The sequence below is a fragment of the Micromonospora sp. HNM0581 genome, from assembly GCF_012726175.1.
GTDB lineage: Bacteria > Actinomycetota > Actinomycetes > Mycobacteriales > Micromonosporaceae > Micromonospora.
This window is the reverse complement of the sequence record NZ_JAASAD010000008.1, coordinates 23,975-48,380: the sequence shown is the minus strand read 5'-3', so window position 1 is coordinate 48,380 and position 24,406 is coordinate 23,975. Positions and strand designations below refer to the sequence as shown.

The window sequence follows — 24,406 nt, the reverse complement described above, 5'->3', positions numbered from 1 at the left end:
TGACCTCCAGTAAGGAAAGGTTGGAAATTCCATGGAAGAGGCAAGGGCATTTCCGATGCCCCGCTCCTGCCCTTTTTCGGCACCGGCGAAATACGCTGATCTGCGCGCCGAGGGGGCGGCTTCCCGCGTGGTGCTGCCGACCGGCAGACACGCCTGGGTGGTCACCGGCTACGCCGACGTACGCGCACTGCTGGCCGACCGGCGAATCAGCGCAGACGTACGGCGCCCCAACTTCCCGGCACTGGCCGAGGGTGAGCAGGAGGTGGGCGCACGAACCCGACCGTTCATCCGGATGGATCCGCCGGAGCACACCGCCCACCGGCGGATGCTGCTGCCGGAGATGACCGTGCGGAAGGCCCGTGGGATGCGACGGTCGGTGCAACGCATCGCCGATGAACGGGTGGACGAGTTGCTGCGGCACGGACCGCCGGTCGATCTGCTGCCCCAGTACGCACACACCGTCTCCAGTACGGTCATGTGCGAGATGATCGGCGTGCGCCGGGCCGACCCGTTCTTCCGTCGCATCACCGGGGCGCTGGGGTCTCAGCAGATCGGTGGCGGCGCCAGCGACGCCGGCAGCGCCACCGAGGGCCTCGACGCGCTGTTCGAGGTGTTCGACGACCTGGTCAGCGAGCGCGAACGCGACCTGGGCGAGGACCTGCTCAGCCGGCTTATCGCCGATCAGCTGCACACCGGCGCGGTGACCCGCGACGACCTGCTCGCCACCGTGGCGATCACCGTCGTGGCGGGCCGGGAGACGACCACCAACATGATCGGTCTCAGTGTGCTGGCGTTGCTCGACGACAATCGGCGGCTGTGGAAGGAGCTCGACGCCGACCCCACCCTGATGCCGGCCGCTGTCGAGGAGCTGCTGCGCGCGCTGTCGGTCGGTGACTCCATCGCGTTGCGGACCGCGACGGAGGACATCGCGGTCGGCGACGTCGTGATCCCGGCCGGCGACGGGGTGATCCCACTCCTGGCCGGCGCCAATCACGACCCGTCCGTGTTTCCTGAGCCGTCGGTCATCGATTTTCGGCGGGCCGGCCGTACTCACATAGGCTTCGGATACGGAATTCATCAGTGCGTTGGGCAGAATCTCGCCCGGGTCGAGTTGCAGATCGCTCTTGGCACGCTGATCGACCGCGTTCCCGGTATGCATCTGGACGCGGCGTTGTCCGAGATCGCTTTCAAACACGACGGGATCGCATACGGCCCGGTCCGGGTGCCGGTCACGTGGTGAGTGGGACACGCAGCACCGCGGCGTAGGGCAGGCCGTCGAGTGGCTCGCAGGTGAGGCCGGCCTCGGCCGCGACCTGCTCGACGGTCAGGGTGCGCCACAGGTACGAGTCACGGACCTCCCGCTGCATCTCGCCGTCCCGAAAGACCCGCCAGGCCGTGTCCAGCCGCATCCGGTCGGTGCCGACCGGCTCGCCCGACATCCACCACTCGTAACGCTGGGCGCCGAGTGTCCGGGTGGCCAGCCGCACCGGTGCCATCGCCACCGGCGTCGTGAGGCCCATCAACTCCACCACGATCGGCGCGCCGGGCGTCAGCCGCTTGACCAGTGACAGCAGGAGCTCGTTCCGGGCGTCGGCGTCCAGATGACCGAGTACGCCGCACAGCACCGCCGCCGACAGCCGGTGCGGCAGCGGCAGTTCCTCGGCGCTCGCCGCGACCACCGTCACCCGATCCCGCAGAGCGGGGATGCTGTCGACGCGGCTGGTCAGCACGGCGCGCATTGCCGGGTCCGGCTCGCTGGCCAGAACGGTAGCCGCCGGAAAGGCCCGTGCCACCACCTCGGTGATCAATCCGGTTCCTGCTCCGATGTCGACGATCGGACCATCGGCCACATCGATCCCGGCCAGAGCGGCAACGACCGCAGGGCCGCTGCGCCCGGCATGCTCGCGGGCAGCCAGGTCGAAGAACTCCGCTGAAGCGGTGTAGCCGGAGGCAGCCGGCTCCGGGTTGCCCAGCCGGTCGGCGGTCAGCGGCACGGGCCTCGGCGGGTTGATCAGCTCAGGTGGCCCCAGCAGGGCAGCGAGGTCACGCCACCAGCCCGCCATGGCCAGGTCCGGTTGCCCGCCGCGCAGCGGGTCCGTACCGGCGTTGACGGCCGCCGCGAACTCGGTGAGCGCCGAGCCTATCGCGTCGGGCCACAAATGTTCGAAGGCTTGCAGGTACGTCGGCTGCCGGGCCGCCCCGAGCACCGAAGTGGTGGGCAGGTCCAACGCCGGGTCGGTCACCACGAGCCTACCCTCGGCGTCCCGCGGCGCATGCAGGCGAGGACTCCACAACACCGGGCCGTGCGTGTCGGCCAGGGTCAGCACCCCCGCGTCGCTGCCGAGCGAGATGCGGTGCCAGAACAGGGCGTGATTGTCGCGATCGACCGGGTCGAGCTGGTTCTGCACACGCATCGTGAGCGGAACCCCGGCCAGCTCACCGTGCAGGGTACGGAGCGGCGCCGAGTCCGACACCGGTGAGAACCGGCGAGGACGGGCCGCGCCCAGCGCCCTCACGAGGATGTCTGCCATGGGCTGCAGCACATGCACCGCCGAGGCGGCGTCGGCGAACAGCAGGGCGCGTTGCTCTCGCAATCGGGCGGCGGCGCTCAGGAACGTGCGTACGGCGGGCAGGTGCCGGTAGTGGGTGTTGACGCGGTACTGCACTCCGCCGGCCCGCGCAACCCGCAGGCAGGCCGCGATCTCGTCGGGATGCGCGGGGTGCTCCTGCAACACGTGCACACCCCGCGCCAGGAGCGCTTGCGCGATGTCGGTCCCCGGACCTCCGCTCACCGCCCCCGGCACGACCACACACGCCACCTGGATGTCATCGGGAAGCAGGTCGACCGCGGTGTACGACGGCACGCCCAGGGAACGCGCGTACTCGGTGGAGTACGTGCTCCCAGTCGACAACACTCCGGCGAGTTCGAAGCCGGGGTGCTGCCGGATCGCCCGGACGTAGAACCGCCCGAAGTTCGTGCCACCCACGATGGCCCGCAGCCGTGTCACAGGACACCCTCGTCGACATCGTCGAGGACGGTGATGTCCGCAGCACCGGTCCGGTTGATCTCCTCGACCGCCCAGCCCGGATCGAGGACGTCTCCGCCGAAGTGCAGCCCAGCGGGGAGTTCGCCGTCGACGACGGCCCGGACCGCCAGCACACCGACCGCGGCGGTGAGCCGGTAGCTGGAGCCGGTCGAGACGACGGCCGTGTGCTCACCACCCGGCCCGCCCAGAGTGAACCTCATGCGGTAGTACGGATCCCGGCCAGCCAGATCCACGTCACCGGCCGTGACGATCCGCTGCACCAGGTCACCGCGTCCCTGCGCAGCAAGCGAGGGCAGCTGCGCGAACAGGGCCCGGACCCGTGGTCCGGGATACACGTTGAAGAAATCGAGTTCGTCGAGCCTCAGCATGACCGCCAGCCGTTCGGACTCGGCGGTCAGGATCGGCTGCAGCATCGCCCGGTCGGGGAAGTCGGGCAGCTGCTCGTCCTCGATGGTGCGCAGCACCCGCAGCGCCCGCCGGCCGTTCCGCCACGCCGCCAGTGGCCTGCCGAACGGTTCGCCGTACGCCCCGCCCACGGAGAGCGAGAGCAGGATCTCCTCGGCCACGGTCGGGGTGCATTTCTCCAACCCGCCGGCAAGACACACCAGACGGTCGCCGTCCGGCCAACGGGCCGCCAGCCACCGAGGGACCAGAGCTGACAATCCCGGCAGCGCGCCGGCGGACAGCACCACCGTCGCATCCCCGGTGACCGCCCCCGCCGCGGTCAGTCTCTCGTGGACCGGGTCGTCACCGCCCACGTCCACGTAGTGCGCGCCGGCGGCCAGGGCGGCCAGGGCCATCCGTTCCTGCAGCGCGTACGTCGGCCCCGCGCAGTTGAGCAGCACGGTCAGCCCGGCACAGAACTCCTTCAGAGAACCGGCGTCGTTCACGTCGACCGTCCGCACCTCACCATCAGCAGCGGACAACGCTGAGGTACGCCGGGCGCCGAGGCGCAGCGGGCCGGTGCCGCTGTCCCGCAACGCCCGTACCGCCTGCCGTCCCACTGCGCCGGAGGCGCCCAGTACGCCGATCATGCGTTGTCCAGCCCGTCGACGAGCTGGGTCAGGTGACCGAAGACCGTCGAGACATGCGTACCGGTCATGCAGGTGAAGTGCTGGCCGGGGATATCGCGACTGGACAGGTCACCCAGGCACAATTTCGCCCAGTGCTCGGTGATGGTCGCCGCGCTTCCCGGGAACGGATACGCACCGTTGTGCCGCAGGAACGTGATGTCCCCGGCGTACGGCTCGGTCTTGTGCCTACTCAGCGCGAAGATGCTCTGCTGGTAGGTACGGAGGGTACGCAGCAGGCCCTCCGGCTCGTACGACCCGGACAGGTCCGGCGGCAGCGCCTCGACCATCCGCGCCACCCGCCGCATGCGCGGCACGCTCTCCAGCGCCGCGAAGGCGGCGGCCACGTCCGCGAACTCGCCCTCCAGGTCTGCCAGGGAACCGTTGGCGATGGCGCCGGGTGAGGCTGCGAGCACCGCTCCGGCGGCCGCACCGACCCGCGCCTCGTCGGTGGGAAACCCGATCGTCGCCAGGTCCATACCCATCATCAGCGCGAAGCTGTACTCCGACAGCAGGTCGTCGTCGATGCGGAAACTCGGACTGTGACTGGAGATGACGGTCAGGCTACGCACCACGGCGCCGAACTCGGCCAGGCCGCGGGCCACCTCGGTGGCGATGATTCCACCGACGCAGTAGCCGACCACGTCGAACTCCCGCGCCCCGGTGTCGAGCAGTGCCGTGGCGTACTGGGCGGCCAGCCGGTCGACGAGGCCGTCCGGGTCGGCGTTGAGGAACTCGTCCAGGGCCGGGATCTCCAGTCCCAGCAGCCCGTTGCGGCCTCCGGCACGGCGGATCTCGGTGATCAGTGGCCGATACGGCAGCAGCGTTCCCGTGCCGGCATGGACCAGCACCGTCACCGGTCCGGACAGCTCATCGATGAGCCGGACCACCGGAGACACGATGTCCTGGCCTCCCGCCGCCCCGCTGGCCGCGTTGTCCCGCAGATAGGCGGCCAGCCCCGCGACGGTCGGCGTGCGCAGCAGGTGGCGCAGCACGATCTCCCACTCAAGGTCCCAGTCGCCGGGCAGGCCGTCGAGTCCCTCCCGTAGTTGCCCGACGAGACGGGCCACCAGTAGTGAGTCGCCGCCCAGCGCGAACAGGTCGTCATGACGGCCTACCCGCTCGATGCCGAGCAGTTCCTGCCACAGCTGGGCGAGGCGGATCTCCAGCTCGTCCACCGGCTGCTCGTCCGCCTGCGGTGCGGTGCCGCCCGGGGCCAGCCAGGACAGCAGTGCGGCACGGTCGACCTTGCCGTTGGCGGTCGTCGGCAGGGCGTCGACCACCTGCCACACCGCCGGCACCATGTACTCCGGCAGGCGCTCCACGGCGTGGCGGGTGAGCGCGGCCAGGTCGACGGGCGACCTGTCAGCCTTGAGACGTACGGCGAACAGTCGCTGCCCGGCACGGGCCAGCGGTTCATCGTCTGCCGGCAGTTGGGCGACGACCTCACCACCCACACCGTGCAACGCATCGATCCACTGAGCGGCGTGGAGGAACGACTGGCCGGCGGCTGCACGGGCGTCGGTGAACGGCCCGGCGTGCTCGGCCAGGAACTCGGTGGAGATGCGCACCGGCGGTGAGGCGTCGTCGGTGTTCTCCACGATGAGCAGCCATCCGCCCGGCGCCACCAGTTCCCGCAGCCTGGCCAGGGCCGCGTCGACGTCGGCGCTGTTGTTGAGCACCGAGGCGCAGATCACGACGTCGGCGGAGCCCGGCTGGAATCCCTGCTGTCGTAGCTCCCCGTCGAGGTCCAGGGTCACGAACCGAGCGTCGTCGCCGAGAAGGTTCCGCGAGGCAGCCAGTCGCAGGGGCGAACTGTCGGTGCACACGTAGTCGATGTCGTGTCCGGCGAGCGCGGGCAGCAGTTCGGCCGCCGCACCACCACCACCGCGGACACCCACCTCCACGATGCGGAGGGTTCCGGAGTGCGCGTCCGCCAACGCCCGGACGGTGTCGGTCAGGGTGCCGTGGAGCACCCGGGAGACAGCGTTCCCGCGGTACGCATCCTCGAGCGCCTCGGGCGACAGCAAGGCGTCGACCTCGATCTCGGCACGCAGCAGTGGCAGCAGTTGCTCGGAGCAGGCGCGGACCGCGCCGAACAGGGCGTGGCTCCAGCCGCACTCCTTCTCCAGTACCTCGGCCCGGTCCCACGCGGTGGTGAGCTCGCCGTCGGACGGTACCGGGCCGGCCGGGACAGCCGCGACCCAGCGATGCACCAGACGGCGGTGCCGTTCATGCACCCCGAGGTCGTCGCAGAGCTGGTCGGCGGAGCCCGTCCGGCCCGCCACGATCCTTGCCACCGACATCAGCGCGGCCCGGTGGAAAGCGTCGTAGAAGGCCACGAGTCGCTCGGTGTCGTCGTTGGGCACCGTCAGCCGCAGCGCCGCCGTGACTGCCGCCGGCACCGGAGCAGGCGGGATCCGGGCCGGTTCGACGAAGGCGGCCAGCCGGCGGAGCGCGGCCGGCGCGACCGCGCCGGACTCGCCCTCGACCACGACCGCGCTCGCACCAACCGCCGGTACGGCGTCGAGGACCGCCTGAATCTCTCCGAGTTCGATGCGGTAGCCACGGATCTTCACCTGGTGGTCGGCCCGGCCGAGGAACTCGATGATCCCGTCCGGCCGGTACCGGCCCAGGTCACCGGTGCGGTAGAGCCGCCGTCCGTCCGGGTGGGTCACGAACCGCTCGGCGGTGCGCTGCGGATCACCGAGATACCCGTCGGCGAGTCCGAGACCGCCGATGTACAGCTCGCCGACGACGTGCTCCGGGCAGGGGCGCATCGCGGAGTCCAGTACATCGAACGTCTGGTTGAGCAACGGGGTGCCGTAGGGGATGCTCCCCCACCCGGGATCCACCTCCCCGATCGGGAAATGGATCGACCAGATCGACGCCTCGGTGGCGCCGCCCAGTGAGTGAATCTCCAGCCCGGGCAGAAGCGCCCTGATCTGGCCGGGCAGTTGCAGCCCAATCCAGTCGCCGGACAGCATCGCCAGCCGCAGGCTCGGCAACCGGTCCGGGGTGCTGCTCAGGTAGTCGTACAGCATTTGCAGCTGGCTGGGCACGGAATTCCACAGCGTGATGCCTTCGGCGGCCACCGTCTCGGCCCACGCGGAAGGATCGCCGCGCCGGGCCGGATCGGGCAGGACGACTGTGCCACCGGCAGCGAGCACACCGAAGATGTCGTACACGGACAGGTCGAAACCCAGCTGTGCCAGCGCGAGGACCCGGTCGCCGGATCCGACGGCGAAACGGTGGTTGATGTCAGCGATGGTGTTCAGCGCGGCGCGATGGCTGATCATCACGCCCTTCGGCGTGCCGGTGGACCCGGAGGTGTAGATGACGTACGCCAGATCGGCCGGATCGGTGACCGGGGCGGGAAGCGGGGCGCCGGTCGGCGGCAGGGTGTCCACTGCGATCGGCTGGACCTCGGCAGGCAGTTCCAGTGCGGCGGTAAGCCGGCTCTGCGTCAGCGTGACGCGGACCGCCGCGTCACGCAGGATCGCCTGCCGGCGTAGCGGTGGCTGGGTCAGGTCCACCGGCAGGTACGCGCCGCCGGCGAGCAGGACACCGAGCACTCCGGCGACCTGTTCCCAGCCTTTCTCCATGGTCACCGCGATGAGGTCGCCGGGGCCGATGCCGTGCGCGTCCAGTGCCTGTGCCACCACCGCGGCACGGTCGAGCAGTTCCCGGTACGTCAGCGACGCGTCAGCCGAACGGACGGCGACCGCGTCCGGCGTTCGCGCTGCCGTCGCCACCACGGCGTCGGTGAGCAGCCCTGCCGGTGCCGGTGCCTCGGTCGCGTTGACCTTGGCACGCACCCGTGCGGTGCGCGTCGGCAGCCGAACCGCGGCCGGTGCCGTCCAGGTCGCCTCGTCCGCGAGCGTACGGACCAGGACGACGAACGCCTCGAACATGTCGGTGGCGGTGTCACCTGCAAGGACTCCGTCGCGCACGTCCCAGCTCAGCGACAGCCCACCGGCACGTTCCATCACCTGGCAGTCAAGCCACACCTGTGGTGTGCGGCTGACGGCGTGCCGAACGGCAGCCCGAGTCTGCCGGGTGGTCGCCGAGCCCAGAGTGCTGGTGAACACCACGGGCATCAGGACGGTCTCCGACTCGCTGCGCCGGGTCAGCTCGGCCAGCACGTCGCTACCTGCGAACAAGGGGTGCGCCAGGTCCTCCAGGAGGGTGCCGTTGATCTCACGGACCCGGTCGGCAAACGGGCGAGCCGTAGTCAGATCGACCTCGAGCAACTCCACTGCGGTGAAGTCGCCGACGAGACGGCCGACATCCGGATGCAACGGCAGCCGGTCGAACACCGGCACGTTGAGCAGGAACCGGGGGTTGCGGCTCCACCGGCCGACCACCTCCGCGTACGCCGTGAGTACGGCCGAAGACACCGAAACGCCGTGTGCGGCCGCCCGGTCTCTGATGGCCGCCCAGGTCGGCGGGTCTATCGCCGCCGCCAGGTGCGCGAAGGTCGCCGGTCCGTACGGGTCGCCGGTGACCGGCAGGTCAGGTGCTTGCGGCAGGGCGTCGATGCGGCTCAGCCAGTAGTCACGGTCGCGGGCGTACGCGGCGGTCTGCCGCTGTCCGCGCCGGGCCAGGACGTAGTCACGGAAGGTCGCATCGAGGGTCGGCAGTTGCTCACCGTGGTATAGGTCCTCCACCTCGGCCAGCACCCGCTGCAGGCTCGCGTAGTCGACGACGAGCAGGTCGACGGAAAGGTGCAGGAGCAGTTCGGTGTCGGTGACGGTGACGCGCACCTCGTGCAGTGGCCAACGGTCGGTGACCGCGACGTGCTCACCCAGTTCGCGGCGCACCCTGTCGACGGCGGCGCCGACGAGGGCGCTGTCCTGCCCCCGCAGATCCACGACGGGAATGTCCGGCGTCGCGGGTTCGGCGAGGACCTGCTGATACCCGTCGCGGTGCACGATCGCACGCAGCATGTCGTGGCGCCGCACGACGGCGTGCCATGCGGCGACGAGCCGTTCGGCGTCGGTGCCGGCCGGAAAGGCCATCTCCACGTAGGTCTGGCAGGGCACGTTGCCGTACGGGTACGCGCCGGTGCGCCCGATCAGGTAGGCGCCCTGGATGTCGGTGAGCGGGAAGGGCTCGTGCCGGTTCTCCGGATCCGGCGTCAGCACGGACCTGTCCCGCTGGTCGCGCAACGCGGCGAGGACAGCTTCCTTGTGGGTCCGCAGCAGGGCTTTACGTTCGTCGGTCAGCGCGCCCTGCACGGCACGGAAGCGCAGCTGACCGTCTTCTTCCCAGAGCCGGATGCCCTTCGCAGCGAGGTCGGCGATGAGGGTGCTGGCGTTCATATGGTCCCGGTCTCCAGAGGGTTCTCGGTGCGGACGTGTGCGATGTGGGCGGCCAGGGCGGCTGTGGTCGGTGCGGACAGGAACAGACGGACGGGGATGTCGACGGCGAAGGCCTCGTTGACTGCCGCTACCAGGCGCAGGGCCAGCAGGCTGTCGCCGCCGACGGTGAAGAAGTTGGCGGTACGGTCGATGACCGGCTCACCGACCTGTTCGGCCCAGAGCCGGGCGACATCGGCCTCGATCGGCCCTTCCGGCGGGCGCACCGGCTCGGCGTCGCCGTCGGCCCGCCCGCTCAGCGCGGCCCGGTCTACCTTGCCGTTCGGGGTCAGCGGCAGCGCGTCGATCCGGGCGATCCGGTGCGGGATGGCGTGCGCTGGCAGGCGGTCGGCGAGATGGGCGGCGAGACCGTCCAGCGGGCCGTCGGCGACAACGAATGCGTGCAACCGGCGGGTGCCCCGGCCTCCGGGAGCCAGCACCACCACGTCGCTCACCGGGCCGTACGCGCGGAAGGTCGCCTCGATCTCACCGAGTTCGACGCGGTGCCCACCGATCTTGACCTGGTGATCGGCCCGTCCGAGGAACTCGAGCGTGCCGTCGCTCCAGTAGCGGCCCCGGTCTCCGGTGCGATACCAGCGGGTGCCGTCCGCGGTGACGAACCGTTGCACGGTGCGCTCCGGGTCGCCGTGGTAGCCGACAGCCACCCCGGCCCCGCCGATCCACAACTCACCGGCAACCAGGTCTGGGCAGTCCTGTCCGAAGTCGTCGACCACGCGGTAGCGCTGGTTGGTCAACGGTAGCCCGTACGGTATGGACGTCCAGTGCGCCGGCACCTGCTCGACCTCGTAGGCGTTGGACCAGATGGACGCCTCGGTGGCGCCGCCCAGCGCGGTGAACCGGCAGCCGGGCACCCGGTCGCGTAGCCGGCCGGGCAGGTCGACACCGACCCAGTCGCCGGACACCAGCACCGCCCGCAGCCCGCTGATCCCCTTGTCCGGGGCGTCCGGCTGCTCGGCTGCGGTGAGCAGCATGTCCAGCAGGACCGGCGCCGAGTTCCACAGCGTGACCGGATGCTCGACGGCCAGCTCCAGCCAGGCGGCCGGGTCCCGGCGGTCGGCGTCAGCCGGCAGCACCAGTGCTCCGCCGGCGCCGAGCAGTCCGAAGATGTCGTAGACGGACAGGTCGAAGTCGAGCGCGGAGACCGCGAGAACCCGGTCGCCCGGCCCGACCCGCCAGCGGGAGTTCACGTCGGCGACGGTGTTGAGCGCGGACTCGTGGGTGATCGCCACCGCCTTGGGTTCACCGGTCGACCCCGACGTGAAGATCAGGTAGGCCAGCTCGCCGGGGGACCGCTCGACGGGCCTCGGCAGTGGCGTGTGTGCCCGTGCGGCCGCGACATCGACGTCGTCGCCTATCACCGCGCGCACGCCGGCGACGTGGTGCATCCGCGCACGGCGTAGCGCCGGCTGATCCACGCCGATCGGCACGTAGACACCACCCGCGGCGAGCACACCGAGCACGGCGGCGATCTGGTCGGGACCCTTCGGCAATGTCACCCCGACGGTGTCACCGGGAAGCACGCCACGGTCGGCCAGTGCCCCGGCGATACGCAGCGCCGCGTCGGCCAGTTCTCCCCGGGAGAGGCGGCCACCGTGCCACAGCAGCGCCTCGGCCTCTGGTTCCTCGGTGGCCAGGGCGAAGAAGCGATCGTGCAGCAGGCCCGCCGGAAGGTCGCCGGCGGTGGCGTTGACGGTGCGGCGCACCGCGGCTTGGCTCTCGGGCAGCACCAGCGGCGGCGGAGCGGTCCAGTCCGCGTCGGCCAGCCGGTCCACCAGCGTGGTGTAGGCGCCGAACATGGCGTCGAGAACCCCGGGAGCGAAGAGCTCCTCGACGGCGTCCCAGGAAATCTGTAGACGTCCGTCGGCTTCGATGACCTGGTTGTCGAGCAGCACCTGGGGTGACTGGGAAACTCCTTGGACCTGCTCCCCGAAGGCCGGGGACAGCAGGGTACCGGCGTCGTCGCCGACACCGATCGCGCTGGTGAAGATGACTGGGACGCCCGTACCGACCGATCCGGTACGCCGGGCCAGTTCCCGCATCAGCCAGCCCGCGGTGACCGCGCGGTGGTCCAGGTCCTCGCCCATCGTGCGCTGGAGGCGCTCGGCTAGGTCCAGGAAGGAGTCGCTGTCCGCTCGACGGTGCCCGATGAGGGACAAGGAGGTGAAGTCGCCGATGACCCGGTCGATGTGCGGGTGCAAGGGCAGCCGGTTGAACAGGGTGAGGGTGACCGCGACGGCGGGCTGACCGCTCCAGGCCCGCAGGATCTCGGTGTAGCAGGCCAGCAGAACGGTGGACGGGGTGACCCCGTGCCGGCGGGCTTTCTGCCGGATCGCCTGCCAGCGGTCGCCGTCGAGCACACGCCGGCGCCGGGTGAACCGGGGCCGCAGCAGCATGGCCGGGTCGCCCGCGAGGGGAAGCGCCGGTGCCGGCGGAAGATCGTCGAGCCGCCGGGACCAGTGTTTCCGGGAGCGTTCCACCGCCTCCGGGCTGGGCTCGGCGGCCCGCACGTAGTCGCGGAACGACACGTCGATCGCGGGCAGGCGCGTACCCGGATCGGTGTAGAGGACGTCCAGCTCCCGGTAGAGAAGCATGATGGACAGGGCGTCGAACACGACGTAGTCGAGCCCGACGGCGATCCGGGTCCGCCGGTGTCCGCCGTCCTGATACCGCACCGCGCGCACGTCGAACAGCGGCCAGCGGGTCACGTCGAGCCGCTGGTGCGACATGTCCTCGTAGAGTCGCGCCAGCTCGTCCGCGCCGTCACCGGCGGCGTCCACCACGGCCACGGTGAACTCTGGTACGGACGGCAGGATCCGTTGCCGGCCGTCGTCGTCGAAGACCGCGCGCAGCATCTCGTGCCGATCGATGAGTGTGCGCCAGGCGTTCTGGAAGCGTGTGAGGTCGACGTCGACGCCGTCGAACTCGGTGTAGTGGTAGGTGCCCACGCCCCCCAGGGACAGCCTTTCGTCGCGGCCGATCAGGTAGGCGGTCTGCACATCGGTGGCGGGGAACGGCTCGTACCGGTGCGTGAGGTCGGCGACCAGCCGGCCGTCCTCGGCGGCGTCCTGGCCGGTCAGCGTGGCGGCGAAGTCCCGCAGTACCGGAGCGGTGAACAGGGCCGCGACCCGTGCACCACCGATGCCCCGCTCCCGGAGCCGGCTCACCAGCCGGGTCGCCAGCAGGGAGTCACCGCCGAGAGCGAAGAAGGAGTCGGCGCGGCCGACTTTCTCGGTGCCCAGCAGCTCGGCCCACACCTCGGCGACCAGACGTTCCCGGTCGTCGCGCGGCGGGTCGACCGGTGCGGGCGCGGCCACCGTCGCGGCGAACGTGGCTGCGACCGCGGCCCGGTCGAGTTTGCCGTTGGCGGTCAATGGCATGTCGTCGGCGACGATCAGGTGCTCGGGCACCATGTAGACCGCGAGCCGGTCGGCCAGCCACTGCCTCAGCGCGGCCGGTTCCAACACGGTACCGCCGGTCGCCACGTACAGGCCCAGTTGCCGGGTGGCACCGGTCATCACGGTCGCCACGGCGTGCTTGACCGCGGGATGGGCGTCGGCGGTGGCTTCGATCTCGCCGAGTTCGATACGGTGGCCACGAATCTTCACCTGGTGGTCGGCGCGGCCGAGGAACTCGAGCAGACCGTCGCCATGGAACCGGGCCCGGTCGCCGGTGCGGTACCAGCGTCGGCCGTCGTACTGGACGAACTTCTCCGCGGTGCGCCCCGGATCGCCCCGGTAGCCGTGCGCGACACCGGGTCCGCTGACCCACAGTTCACCGGGAACGAAGTCGGGGCGGTCACGGGCCCGGTCGTCTGCCACCCGCAGGCGCATGTTGCGCAGCGGTCCGCCGTACGGGATGGAGCGCCACGCCGGGTCGACGTCACCGACCTCGAAGACCGTGGAGTGGATGGCCGCCTCGGTCATGCCGCCCAGCGCAGCGAACCGGGCTCCGGGTACGAGTGCACGAAGCCGGGCAGGCTGGTCCAGGCCCACCCAATCGCCACCCAGCATCACCAGGCGCAGGCTCGGCGGCAGGCCCTCGTCGGCCGCCGCGGTCACCAGCATGTCGAGCAACGCTGGTACGCAGCTGACGACGGTGACCTGGTGAGCGCGGATCAGCTCGGCCCAGCGGTGCGCGTCGCGGCGCCCCGGTTCATCCACGACGACGACCGATCCACCGGTTCCCAGCAGTGCGAACATGTCGTACGCCGACAGGTCGAAGTCCAAGGAGGACAAGGCGATCGTGCGGTCGGCGTGGCCGACGTCGAACACGTCGGCGACCGCGTCGAGGGTGTTGACGACGGCGCGGTGCGGAACCTCCACGCCCTTGGGCTCACCGGTCGATCCGGACGTGAAGATGACGTACGCACAGGTCTCCGGGTCGGCACCGGTGACCTCGGCCGGCGCTTCCCCTGCGGCGTGGCCGACGTCGACCACCGGCGGCCCGTCGTCCAGCAACTGGTGGGCGCCGTCGGTCAGCACGGCGGAGACCGCGGCGAGGCGGTACAGCCGCTGCTGACGGGCCGGCGGATGGTCGACGCCCACGGGTACGTAGGTGGCGCCGGTCGCGAGCACACCGAGCACCGCCACGATCTGTGCGTTGCCTTTGGGCAGGGTGATGGCGACGCTGTCGCCCGGTGTCACTCCGTGGCGGCGCAGCAGGGCGCTGACGCGGCGGGCGGCGGTGGCGAGTTGCCCGTACGTCATGTCGCCGTCGTGTCCCCCGAGCAGCGCCACCCGGTCGGGGTGCCGCTCGGCCCACGCGAAGAAGCGGCCGTGCAGGGTGTCGACGGGCACCTCGTCGCCGGTGTCGTTGATACGTTCCCGCACGGCGAGCTGCGCGGCCGGGATGAGTTGCCCGACCGGTCTCGTCCAGACGTCCGGGTGGTGGAGCAGGTCGTCGACCAGTGTCGTGTACGCCGTGAAAGCGGCCTGCACCACTGCGGGTTCGAAAACGTCACACCGGACGTCCCAGTTGAGCAGCAGGCCGCCGTCGAGTTCGGTGACCTGGGCGTCGAGCCATACCTGCGGGCCCTGCGAAATGATCCAGACCGGTTTGCCGAAGCGGCTCTGCACCTGTTCGTCGTAGATCTCACCCAGCCCCAGTGCGCTGGTGTAGACGACCGGGGCGAGTACCGGGCTGCCGTCGCCGAGTCGTGACAGGTCTCGTAGCACCTCGACACCGGGGTACGCGCCGTGGGTGATCGCCTGGCGCAGCGTGCCCTGCAGCCGGTGTGCCTGCTCGGCGAAGGGCAACGCCTCGGTGACGTCGACGTCGAGCAGGACGGAGCTGCTGAAGTCGCCGACCAGACCCGCCGCCCCGGGGATACCGAGGTCACGATCGAACAGCGGCAGGTTGAGCAGGAAGCGTTGCTGGCCGCTCCAGCCGGCGAGCACTTCGGCGAAAACCGTGGCCAGCACCGCGGCGGCGGTGAGCGAATGCTGCCGGGCCAGTTCGCTCAGCCGGGCACGTCCCTCTGGCGAGATCGTGTGGTGCCATCGGGCGGTGCGGTGGTACGGCGGGTTCGCGGAGTCCGGGTGCAGCGCCGCGATCCTGGTGGGAAGTTCAGGTGCCCGGCTCAGTTCGGGCAGTCGCCGCCGCCACCACTCCTGGGCCACCGCGCGGTCACCGGCGCGCTGGGCGGTGCGACGTGCCAGGTATTCGGCGTAGCTGCCGACGACAGCCGGCAGCGTGGTGTCCGGTGCGTCGTAGAAGTGCCGGAGGTCGTTCATGAGCAACCGCAGACTCGCCGCGTCTGCCGCGATCATGTCCAGGTCGATGTGCAGACGGGTGGCGCCGTCGGGTAGCAGGGACAACTCGACGATGAGGACCTCACCGTCCTCGACCCGCATCCGCCGGTGGGTACCGGTCTCGCGCAGCTGGTCGAGCCGGATCCGTACTTCGTCGTCGCCGAGCGTACGCAGATCGTGCACGACTAGGTCGTCGGTGGTCTCGGCGGGCGGCCGGATCCGTTGGGTTCCGTCGTCGAGAATGAGTGTGCGCAGCATGGCGTGGCGTCGCCGCAGCAGGGTGAGCGCGGCGCGCAGCCGGTCGGGCGCTACCGCGTGACCGTCGAACTCGACGTAGAAGTGCGCCCCGACTCCGCCCAGCGGCTGGCCGTCCTGGCGTCCGATCCAGTAGGCGTGCTGCATGAGACCGAGTGGGAAGCGTTCGTCGTCGACCGGCGAGGCGGCGGCCGGCTCGGCGGCGGCCGGTGTGGTCGCTTCGGTGGTGAGTAGACGGTGCCAGGCGCCGACGGTCGGTGTCTCGGCGAGGGTGTCGAACCCGACGTCCAGGCCGAGCCTGCGCCAGGCGGACGTGAGTTTGATCAACCGGAGAGAGTCCAGGCCGAGCTCGAAGAGGTCGTCGTCGGGGGCGATCTCCTCCGCGGGTAGGCCCAGTTCAGCTGCCGTGGCGGCACGGATGTCGGCCTCGGTCAGGGAGGCCGTTCGAAGATGTGGTGCCTGAGGCACGATCCGGTTCACCCTTCTACCTTTGCAAATGAACATCATTTCCCACTAGCGTCACTGTAAAGGTCGCAACGGTTGTTACGCCACCCTCGGGCGGCGCTAGGGAGGATCCATGTCACGAGACACTGTGGACTGTCCAGACTGGCCTGCGGATGTCGCCGAGCGTTACCGGGCAGCCGGATGGTGGCGCGGCGAGACGTTCGGCCAGCAGCTGGCCACATGGGCGGAACGCTTCGGCTCCCGTACGGCCTTGATCGACGGCGAGGAACGCCTGACGTACGCCGAGTTGAACGCGACTGCGCGCCGACTCTCCCATGCCCTGCACGAGCTCGGACTGCGCCGTGGCGACCGGGTCGTCGTCCAGTTGCCGAACCGGGCCGAGTTCGTTGTCCTGTGGTTCGCCCTCGTGCGCCTCGGAGTCGTTCCGGTACACGCCATGCCCGGACATCGGCGCTCCGAGGTAGGTCACCTGGTAGCCCAGTCGCACGCCGTCGCGTACTTCGGCCCGGATCGACACGCCCGTTTCGATCACCGGCAGCTCGCCGCCGAGGTGCGGGCGGAGTTTCCTCACCTCGCACACGTGGTCATCGACGGTGACACCGCCGGCTGGGACGAGTTCCGATCACTGCGGGAACTGCTCGCGACCGAGCCGGCTACCATCGACCGACCCGACCCTCCCGCCGCGTCGGACATGGCCCTGCTGCTGCTCTCGGGCGGCACCACGGGGACACCCAAGCTCATCCCGCGTACGCACGACGACTACGCCTGCAACGCCCGGCTTGCCGCGGAGATCTGCAAGCTCGGGCCACACAGTGTCTATCTGGCGGTGCTGCCGATGCCGTTCAACTTCACCATGAGCTGCCCGGGAATTCTCGGAGTGCTGCAGGCCGGCGGGACCGTCGTGGTCGCGCGCGACCCCAGCCCCACCACGGCGTTCCGGCTGATAGAGCGGGAGCGGGTCACGATCACCGCACTCAACCCGCCGCTGGTGCCTCTGTGGCTGCAGGAGCGCACGGAGTCGGCAGCGGATCTGTCCAGCCTGGAGCTGCTCCAGGTGGGCGCCGCACGGTTGAGCGACGACCTCGCGCGCCGGATCCGTCCCGAGCTGGGATGCCGGCTACAGCAGGTTTTCGGCATGGCCGAGGGACTGCTCAACCTCACCCGGGCCGAGGACGGCGAGGATCTCGTCTGCACGACACAGGGACGGCCGATCTGCCCCGACGACGAGGTGCTGGTGGTGGACGAGGCCGGCGCCGAGGTGCCGCCCGGAGAGGTAGGTGAACTGCTCACCCGGGGGCCGTACACGATCCGGGGCTACTACCGGGCGGAGGAGGTGAACCGCACAGGCTTCACCCCGGACGGCTACTACCGCACCGGCGATCAGGTGCGCCGCCTGCCGTCCGGACACCTCAGCGTCGTCGGCCGGATCAAGGATCAGATCAACCGGGGCGGCGAAAAGATCGACGCGACCGAGGTGGAAGGGCACCTCGCCGCCTATCCGGGGGTACTGGCCGCCGCGCTGGTCGGCGCGCCCGATCAAGACCTGGGTGAACGACCGGTCGCTTTTCTTGTCTGCGACGGGGAGCCTCCCACGGTTCGCGCAGTCGGCTCCTTCCTCCGCGAGCGGGGCCTCGCCGCATACAAGCACCCCGACCGGGTCGGCACGGTCTCGGAGATGCCGCTCACCGCAGTCGGCAAGATCGACAAGAAGGCACTCGTCCGTCTACTGTGAACCCCGTTATTGAGGACGACAACAATTTTCGTTTAGGCTTCGACCAGCACCAGCGCCGGTCCGTACGTGCCGAGGAGAAGACCGATGCGGGTTACCGCCAATGCCGACATCTGCGTTGGTGCGGGGCAGTGCGTACTCGCCGCACCGACGGTCTTCGACCAGTCCGACGAGGACGGTCGCGTACTCGTCATGACGGTCGAGGTCACAGACGAACAGGCCGAGGCCGTACGGACCGCCGCCGACTGGTGCCCGTCCGGCGCCGTCGTACTGATCTCCCGGTGATTCCGCCGGTAGAGTTCCCACATCCCGAGGAGCCCTTGCGTGTCCACACCCCCGACCGCCCCGAGCCGGCAGGTGCTGTTCGACGGCGACCGTTTTGCGGCGGCTGCCGCGCTCGCGGCCACTGCCCGGGACCCGTACGTGGCATACGAGTACCCCGAGGCGATGTGCTTCGCCGAGGGCGAGCAGGCGAGCATCACCGTGTCCGGCGGGTTGACGACCCTGACCACGGGCGAAGGGCAACGAACTTTCACGGCGGGTTCCAGCCTGTTCGGCGGTGTGCGTCAGGCGATCGAGGCACTACCGGGTGGCGCCCGGCGCGTCTACGGCTGGGCCTCCTTCGAGCTGACCGGTGAGCCGGGAGCCGGCGAGGTCGTGCATCTGATGGTGCCGCGCCGAGAAGTCCGCATCCACGACGGTTTCGCCCTTCTGACGGCGGACTCCGAGGCCGCGCTGGACGAGCTGGACGCTCGGCTGGTGACAGCGACTACCGGGAACGGGCAGGTCGTGCCGCCGCGACGCGTCGAGGTCGAGTTGGCGGGGGAAGAGGCGGTGCTCTACCGCAAAGCGGTCACCGAGGCGATCGAGTCGATCATCGAGGGGACTCTGGAGAAAGTGATTCTCTCACGTGTCGTACCCGTACGTGACGAGATCGATCTTCCGGCTACCTATCTCGCGGGCCGTGGAGGAAACCGCCCCGCACGGTCCTTCCTGCTCAACCTGGGCGGCTGGGAGGCGGCGGGCTTCAGCCCGGAAATCGTCGCCCGGGTCACGGCAGACCGCACCGTCGTCACCCAACCCCTGGCCGGCACCAGGGCGTTGGACGGACACGCCGTCGACGACGCCGCCCGCCGCGAGGAGCTCTATCGCGACGCCAAGGAGGTGTACGAACACGCCATCTCCGTACATCTCGCCGCGACCGAGATGACCCGGGTCTGCGCCCCCGGCACCGTCCAGGTCCGCGACTTCATGTCCGTCAGGGAACGCGGCAGCGTGCAGCACCTAGCCTCAGAAGTCGTCGGCAGGTTGGCGGACGGCTGCTCCGCTTGGGACGCTTTGTCGGAACTCTTTCCGGCCATCACGGCCTCCGGCGTCCCGAAGGCACCTGCCTGTGGCCTGATTCGCAGCGCCGAGCCGGAAAGAGGGCTCTACAGTGGGGCGATCCTGACCGCGGACACGGACGGCACCCTTGACGCGGCTCTTGTCCTGCGCAGCGTGTTCCGCCATGGCGGACGGACCTGGCTACGAGCAGGGGCCGGCATCGTTGCCCAGTCGAACCCGGAGCGGGAACTGGAGGAGACCCGGGAGAAACTGCTGAGCGTGTCGCGGTTCCTCGTCCCGGTCGGTGAGAAGCAAGTGACGCTCCCGTGAGATCGCGGCACCGCGGCCTGATGAGGACGGGGCCCGCCCCTGGCCCGTCGGCACAGGCGCGTGCCGGATTGTCTCGGCGAGCCGGCGCTGTCGGTGAAGGCTCAGGTCAGCGCCGACCGACACCCCGACCAGCGGTGGAGAAGGGCGGCCGGGACCAGCCGGCTCGGCAACGGGCCGGAGCAGTCCTGACGAGTCATCGCAAATGCCCCTGATGAATGGTCAGGATTCGATCCGTCCGGGTCGCGACCCGATCGGAGTGGGTGATGAGCAGGACTGCGGTGCCGTCACGCCGGAGGCCGTCGAGACTATCGAGTACACGGCTCTCGGTGTCCCGGTCGAGGGAGGCCGTGGATTCGTCACAGACGAGCGCCGTGGGGACGGCGGCGACCGCCCGGGCCAGCGCAGCTCTGTGGCGTTGGCCGCCGCTGAGCCGGTCGGGCGTTCGGTCGAGTAGTTCCGGCGCCAGCGCGAAACGTTCGGCGATCTCCTCGACGGACCAGGTCGCGCGGGCCCGGCCCTGCCGTGCCGCCGCGACGAGCGAGCGGGCGATCGCGCGGCGGACCGTCTCGCGCGGGTTGAGCGCCGCCCGGGCGTCCTGCCCGACATAGGCGACATAAGGCTCTCCGGCCCGTACCCGTGCAACGGCGTCCCAGCTGACGGGCATGCCGCGCACCAGCAGACGCCCGGTGGCGGGCGGGGCCAGACCACAGAGCGCTCGTGCGAGCGAGGTCTTCCCGCTACCGGACGCTCCTCTGATGCCGACCATCTCTCCGGCGCCGACCCTTCCGGAGACGTTACGGAGGATACACAACGGACCGTGACGGACCGTGACATCCTCGAAGGACAACGCCGTCATGCGATCGCCTGTCGCGGAGCGCCTGGCTGGCGCGGACGCCATCGGCGCGCCGATGCCCCGGCCGGCAATGGACAGCCGTCCATTCCGCATCGAGTGGGTCACATCGGCGACGTCATCGACGAGGGCGACGTCGTGGCTGATCATCAGCACCGCCGGCTGCCAGGGAAGTGTGCTGAATCGTCGACCGATCCGGTACGCGGTACCCGCGTCCAGTCCGCTGGTGGGTTCGTCGAGGACGATCAACTCCGGTTGGGTGACCAGGGTCCATGCCAGCACCGCCCGCTGGGCCTGTCCGCCGGACAACTGTCCCGGGTAGCGGCGAAGTAGGGCCAGGTCCAAAGCGGCGTCGTGAGCGGCCTGCTCGACCCGGGCGCGGCGGGCGGCACGGTCTTCCTGGGGCCGGGCGATGCGTGCCGCGGTGCCCAGTTGCGCCGCGACCGACCGGCGGGGATCCAGCGCACCGAGCGGGTCTTGGGGCAGGTAACCGGTGACTCGGCCGCGCAGGCGTCGCCGCACGGCGGGCAGAAACGGATCGGCACCGGCTACCTCCACCGCGCCGGCAGTGCGGCGCAGCCCACGGCCGAGGTGCCCGAGCAGGCACAGCGCAAGCGTGGTCTTGCCGGATCCGGAGGGCCCTACGAGGCCAGTCACCCTACCGCGGACCACGTCCAGATCGACGGCGTTCAGCACCGCGGTACCGTCCGCGGCGGTGACGGTGAGCCCACGGACTTCGACGATGACGGTCATCGGGTTACTCCCACCAGGTCGGGTCCAACCCGATCGCGTTCACCCAGGAGCGGTCCGGTGATGTGGTCGAGGAGAAAAGTGACCCCGACGGCGAGCAGGACGAGCAGGGTCGCCGGGACCAGCACCGGCAGCGGGTTCACGGTGATGCCCGCGCTGTTCTCCTGGACCATGCGCCCCCAGTTGGCCGCCGGTGCGCTGGCTCCGAGTCCGAGGAAACCCGCGGTCGCCGCCAGTTGGACCGCCGCCACGAAACGGATCCCGGCCTCGGCGAGCGCGGCCGGGGCGAGCGCGGGTAGGACATCGTGCCGGAGACGGACCATCAGAGCATCACCCCTGGCCCACGCTGATCGGGCATGCTCGGTAGCGATGATCGCGGTGGTGCACTCCCGGATCACCCGGACCGAGAACGGCACGCTCACCACGACACTGGCCGCCACGACCGCCGCTCCACCTCCGGGTAGACCGGCGGCGAGTACGAGGAGCAGCAGTATCGCCGGAAACACGGCGATAGCGTCGACTCCTAGAACCGCGAACCGGGCGACCGTGCGGCGTCGTGTCAACGCGGCCCCGAGGCCCACGGTGAGGCCGATCACGCTTCCCAGCATGGTCGCCACGGCCGCCTGCATGATCAGCGCACGTCCGCCGTCGAGTACGCGGGCCAGAGTGTCCCGGCCCAACACGTCCGTACCGAGCGGGTGCGCGCCGGACGACGGTTCGAACGGTCCGGCGACAGGCGTGTTCGGATCGACCGCCGACAGCCACGGACCGCAGACGGCGATGACCAGTACAAACGACGACATCATCAGGACCGCCAGGCGCCGCGGAGTCATCGGGCGCCCCCCGGCGCAGACGCCTGGTGCCGCCCGAGCATCGCAGCGCACAGATCACCTGCCAACAGGATCGCCAAGGTCGCCGCGCCGAGGGTCAGACTGAGGCCCTGCACCAGCGGCACGTCCCGCTCCGCCACTGCTTGGGAGAGTTCGAAACCGACCCCAGGAACATTGAACAACGTCTCCACGACGATGCTTCCGCCGAGCAGACCGGCAAGCACGATCGAGAGGCCGTGCAGGGCCGGTGCGGCGGCATTCGACACCATCATCCAGACGTAGCGGACGCCCCGGACACCGTTGAGCCGGGCGAACTCGGCGAAGCCGGTGCCCGTCGTCTGCGCCACGGAGGCGCGCAGCAACCGCATCGCCGCGCCGAACCCGCCGAGGGCCAACGCAATGGCCGGCAACGCCACGAGATCCGGATGCTGCCAGAGTTCGTCACCGGCCGGCACCAGCGCCACCGCCGGAAGCACCGGCCACCATGCGGTGAACACCACCAGCAGACCTGTAGCCAGTAGGAAGTCCGATGAACCGACCAGGCCGAGCGTGATCGCGCTCAGTGCACGATCCCACCGGCCACCGGCCCGAAGGCCTGCGGCGGAGCCCAGAACGACGGCGAGAACCACGATCATCACCGCAGCCGGGAGCAGTACGGCAACGCTGGCCAACAGCCGGTCACCGATGACCTCACTGACCTTTCGGCCGGTGAGCAGCGATTCGCCGAGGTTGCCCTGCACGGCCTGTCCGATCCACTCGAGGTAACGCTCGCCCGCCGGGCGGTCGAGTCCGAGCGAGACACGGATCGCGGCCCGCTCGGCGTCTGTGGCGTCCGGGCCCGCCGACGTACCCACTGCATCGCCGGGAAGCACCTCGGTCGCCCAGAAGACGACGGCAGAAAGAACGATGAGGGTCGCCGCGGCAGCGGCGACCCTCATCGTCAGCCAACTGGCCAATCGCACCGGTCAGTTCCGCAGAGTGACGCGGGACAGATCGGGGAACTGCAGTTCCCGCACTCCGTCCACCCGATCAGAGGCGGCGCTGATCGTGGGCACGAACACCGGAGCGATCTGGTTGCCCTTCTCCCACAGCAGCTTCTGCGCCTGGTGCGACGCGGCGAGTCGCTCCTGCTCGGTCGCCGCACTCCGAGCGGTCAGCACCAGAGTGTCGACGTCGGTGAAGACGCCCGGCGTGTGGTTGATCTCGAAGTACGCCGCGGGGGTGTAGCCCGCCTTGAACGGCCAGGACAGATAGGCGGGGTAGTCGGCGAACAACTGGCCGGCGGGAAGCTCCCGCAGAGCGGCCTGGACACCGATCGCTTTGAGATCCTCGACGATCAGCGTGGCGGTCTCCACCATGCCGGGCAGTTCCGGGCCGGCAGTCAGCTCGACCTTGATTCCGGCAGCCCCGGCCTCGGTGAGCAGCTGCTTCGCTCGCTCGGGATCATGGCTGCGCTGGGCCAGGGTCGTGTTGTAGGAGGGGAAGCCCAGCGCGGGAACGTCGTTACCGACGAACGCCCGCCCGTAGTAGACGTTCTGCACGATCCGTTCCCGGTCGACCGCCAGCCGGAAGGCTTCCCGGACCCGGGGATCGTCGAATGGTGCGGCCTTGATGTTCATCGTGTACTGCAGATAGGAGGCGTACGGCAGATCGCTGTTGGTGACCTTGATGCCGTCGCTGGTCTCCAGGGTCTTCGCCTCGGCGGGACCGACCGCGCTGATGAAGTCGACCTGACCCTGCCGCAGTGCGTTCACCCGTGCTGCGCCGTCAGGAATCGAACGCAGCTCGATCTTCTCCAGCTCCGGCGCCTGTCCGTAGTAGCTGTCGTTGCGCTTGAGCAGCGTCGACTGTCCCGGCTCGAAGGACTCGATGGTGAACGGGCCGGACGAGGGTGTGTTGGTGGTGAACTCGGTCGTCTTGTCCGCGATGGCGAGCGTCGTCTGACAGATCACCTCTCGTCCATCGGCGATCGGCGACTTCGTCGGCAGGACCACCGTCGACGCGTCCGGGGCGGTGGCCGCCTCCATGTCGAAGTTCCGGGAGATGAGCATCGTGAAGGGAAGGCCCTTCAGCAGCATCGGCGCACGCAGCGAGTACAGCACGTCCGCTGAGGTCAACGCCTTGCCGTCGGTGAATTTGACGCCGTCGCGGACACGCAACGTGTAGGTCTTCAGATCGTCGGAGGCGGTGATCGCCTCGACCACGCCGTACGAGACACCGTCGGGTGCCTTCGGGTCCAGCTCGCACAGCGGAGCGTGCACCAGCTTCGCCCGGACGAAGTCGAGTGCGGTGGGGCCGGTCAGGTAGTTCAGCGTCTCACTCGATCCGCCGCCCGCGAATGCCGCGCGCAGGGTCTTCTCGGCGGACGTCGCACTGCCCGCAGGCTCGTCTCCGGAGCACCCCGTCGCAGCAAGGAGGGCCCCCGCGGTGACGGCCGCGGCCAACTTACGCGCCGTGGTCGATTTCATCCAACATCATCACTTTCCGCCATCAGGGCATCCATTCGTACCAGAGGTTTACTACGTATACCAGTTCTTGAAGATGATTGTCACCTCCAACTGGTCAGGCGTGCGGATGCGAACCTCGGCGTCATCGGCCCGTGACGCCACCGTCGTCACCCGGCTCC

At 69.8% G+C, this 24,406-nt stretch carries 12 protein-coding genes; 4 read left to right on the top strand and 8 right to left on the bottom strand.

Translation table 11 applies throughout. From position 1 onward, the window contains the following. The first annotated feature begins 31 nt into the window (after window positions 1-31). Window positions 32-1,240 carry a cytochrome P450 gene (locus HCA58_RS12310; protein ID WP_240956118.1) on the top strand — a complete coding sequence of 403 codons (1,209 nt, stop codon included), beginning with the start codon at window positions 32-34 and terminating at the stop codon, window positions 1,238-1,240. Here the strand turns inward: HCA58_RS12310 and HCA58_RS12305 are convergent. The 4 genes from HCA58_RS12305 to HCA58_RS12290 are packed head-to-tail and all read right to left on the bottom strand — an operon-like array spanning window position 1,230 to window position 15,983. Next, window positions 1,230-3,008, bottom strand: a complete 1,779-nt coding sequence (locus HCA58_RS12305; protein WP_169597936.1) for a Gfo/Idh/MocA family oxidoreductase — start codon at window positions 3,006-3,008, stop codon at window positions 1,230-1,232. The two genes, HCA58_RS12310 and HCA58_RS12305, sit on opposite strands and share 11 nt — an antisense overlap. Then, complete coding sequence (locus HCA58_RS12300; RefSeq protein WP_169597935.1) at window positions 3,005-4,081, bottom strand: saccharopine dehydrogenase NADP-binding domain-containing protein; 1,077 nt, start codon at window positions 4,079-4,081, stop codon at window positions 3,005-3,007. The genes HCA58_RS12305 and HCA58_RS12300 overlap by 4 nt, the downstream gene beginning before the upstream one ends. After that, window positions 4,078-9,441 carry a non-ribosomal peptide synthetase gene (locus tag HCA58_RS12295; RefSeq protein WP_169597934.1) on the bottom strand — a complete coding sequence of 1,788 codons (5,364 nt, stop codon included), beginning with the start codon at window positions 9,439-9,441 and terminating at the stop codon, window positions 4,078-4,080. Before HCA58_RS12295 ends, HCA58_RS12300 begins: the two co-directional genes overlap by 4 nt. Continuing rightward, window positions 9,438-15,983 (bottom strand): non-ribosomal peptide synthetase, encoded by a 6,546-nt coding sequence (locus HCA58_RS12290; RefSeq protein WP_169597933.1) that lies wholly within the window; start codon window positions 15,981-15,983, stop codon window positions 9,438-9,440. The genes HCA58_RS12295 and HCA58_RS12290 overlap by 4 nt, the downstream gene beginning before the upstream one ends. A gap of 97 nt (window positions 15,984-16,080) precedes the next feature. Between HCA58_RS12290 and HCA58_RS12285 the strand changes: the two genes are divergently transcribed. From HCA58_RS12285 to HCA58_RS12275, 3 genes are all read left to right on the top strand, one after another. Next, window positions 16,081-17,700 carry a (2,3-dihydroxybenzoyl)adenylate synthase gene (locus tag HCA58_RS12285; RefSeq protein WP_169597932.1) on the top strand — a complete coding sequence of 540 codons (1,620 nt, stop codon included), beginning with the start codon at window positions 16,081-16,083 and terminating at the stop codon, window positions 17,698-17,700. 84 nt (window positions 17,701-17,784) lie between these two features. Continuing rightward, window positions 17,785-17,982 carry a ferredoxin gene (locus HCA58_RS12280; RefSeq protein WP_169597931.1) on the top strand — a complete coding sequence of 66 codons (198 nt, stop codon included), beginning with the start codon at window positions 17,785-17,787 and terminating at the stop codon, window positions 17,980-17,982. Between the two features lie 39 nt (window positions 17,983-18,021). After that, window positions 18,022-19,350 carry a salicylate synthase gene (locus HCA58_RS12275; protein ID WP_346775973.1) on the top strand — a complete coding sequence of 443 codons (1,329 nt, stop codon included), beginning with the start codon at window positions 18,022-18,024 and terminating at the stop codon, window positions 19,348-19,350. Window positions 19,351-19,543: 193 nt separating this feature from the next. On the opposite strand, the gene HCA58_RS12270 is transcribed toward HCA58_RS12275, so the two are convergent. The 4 genes from HCA58_RS12270 to HCA58_RS12255 are packed head-to-tail and all read right to left on the bottom strand — an operon-like array spanning window position 19,544 to window position 24,248. Beyond that, the gene (locus tag HCA58_RS12270) at window positions 19,544-20,953 is read right to left on the bottom strand and encodes an ATP-binding cassette domain-containing protein (protein WP_169597930.1); all 1,410 of its coding nucleotides are present in this window, start codon (window positions 20,951-20,953) and stop codon (window positions 19,544-19,546) included. Continuing rightward, a complete protein-coding gene (locus HCA58_RS12265; protein ID WP_169597929.1) occupies window positions 20,950-21,783 on the bottom strand; it encodes an ABC transporter permease subunit in 834 nt (277 codons plus the stop codon). The genes HCA58_RS12270 and HCA58_RS12265 overlap by 4 nt, the downstream gene beginning before the upstream one ends. Next, complete coding sequence (locus HCA58_RS12260; RefSeq protein ID WP_346775972.1) at window positions 21,780-22,742, bottom strand: ABC transporter permease; 963 nt, start codon at window positions 22,740-22,742, stop codon at window positions 21,780-21,782. The genes HCA58_RS12265 and HCA58_RS12260 overlap by 4 nt, the downstream gene beginning before the upstream one ends. Window positions 22,743-22,745: 3 nt before the next feature. Further along, complete coding sequence (locus HCA58_RS12255) at window positions 22,746-24,248, bottom strand: ABC transporter substrate-binding protein (RefSeq protein ID WP_169597928.1); 1,503 nt, start codon at window positions 24,246-24,248, stop codon at window positions 22,746-22,748. Window positions 24,249-24,406: the final 158 nt, after the last annotated feature.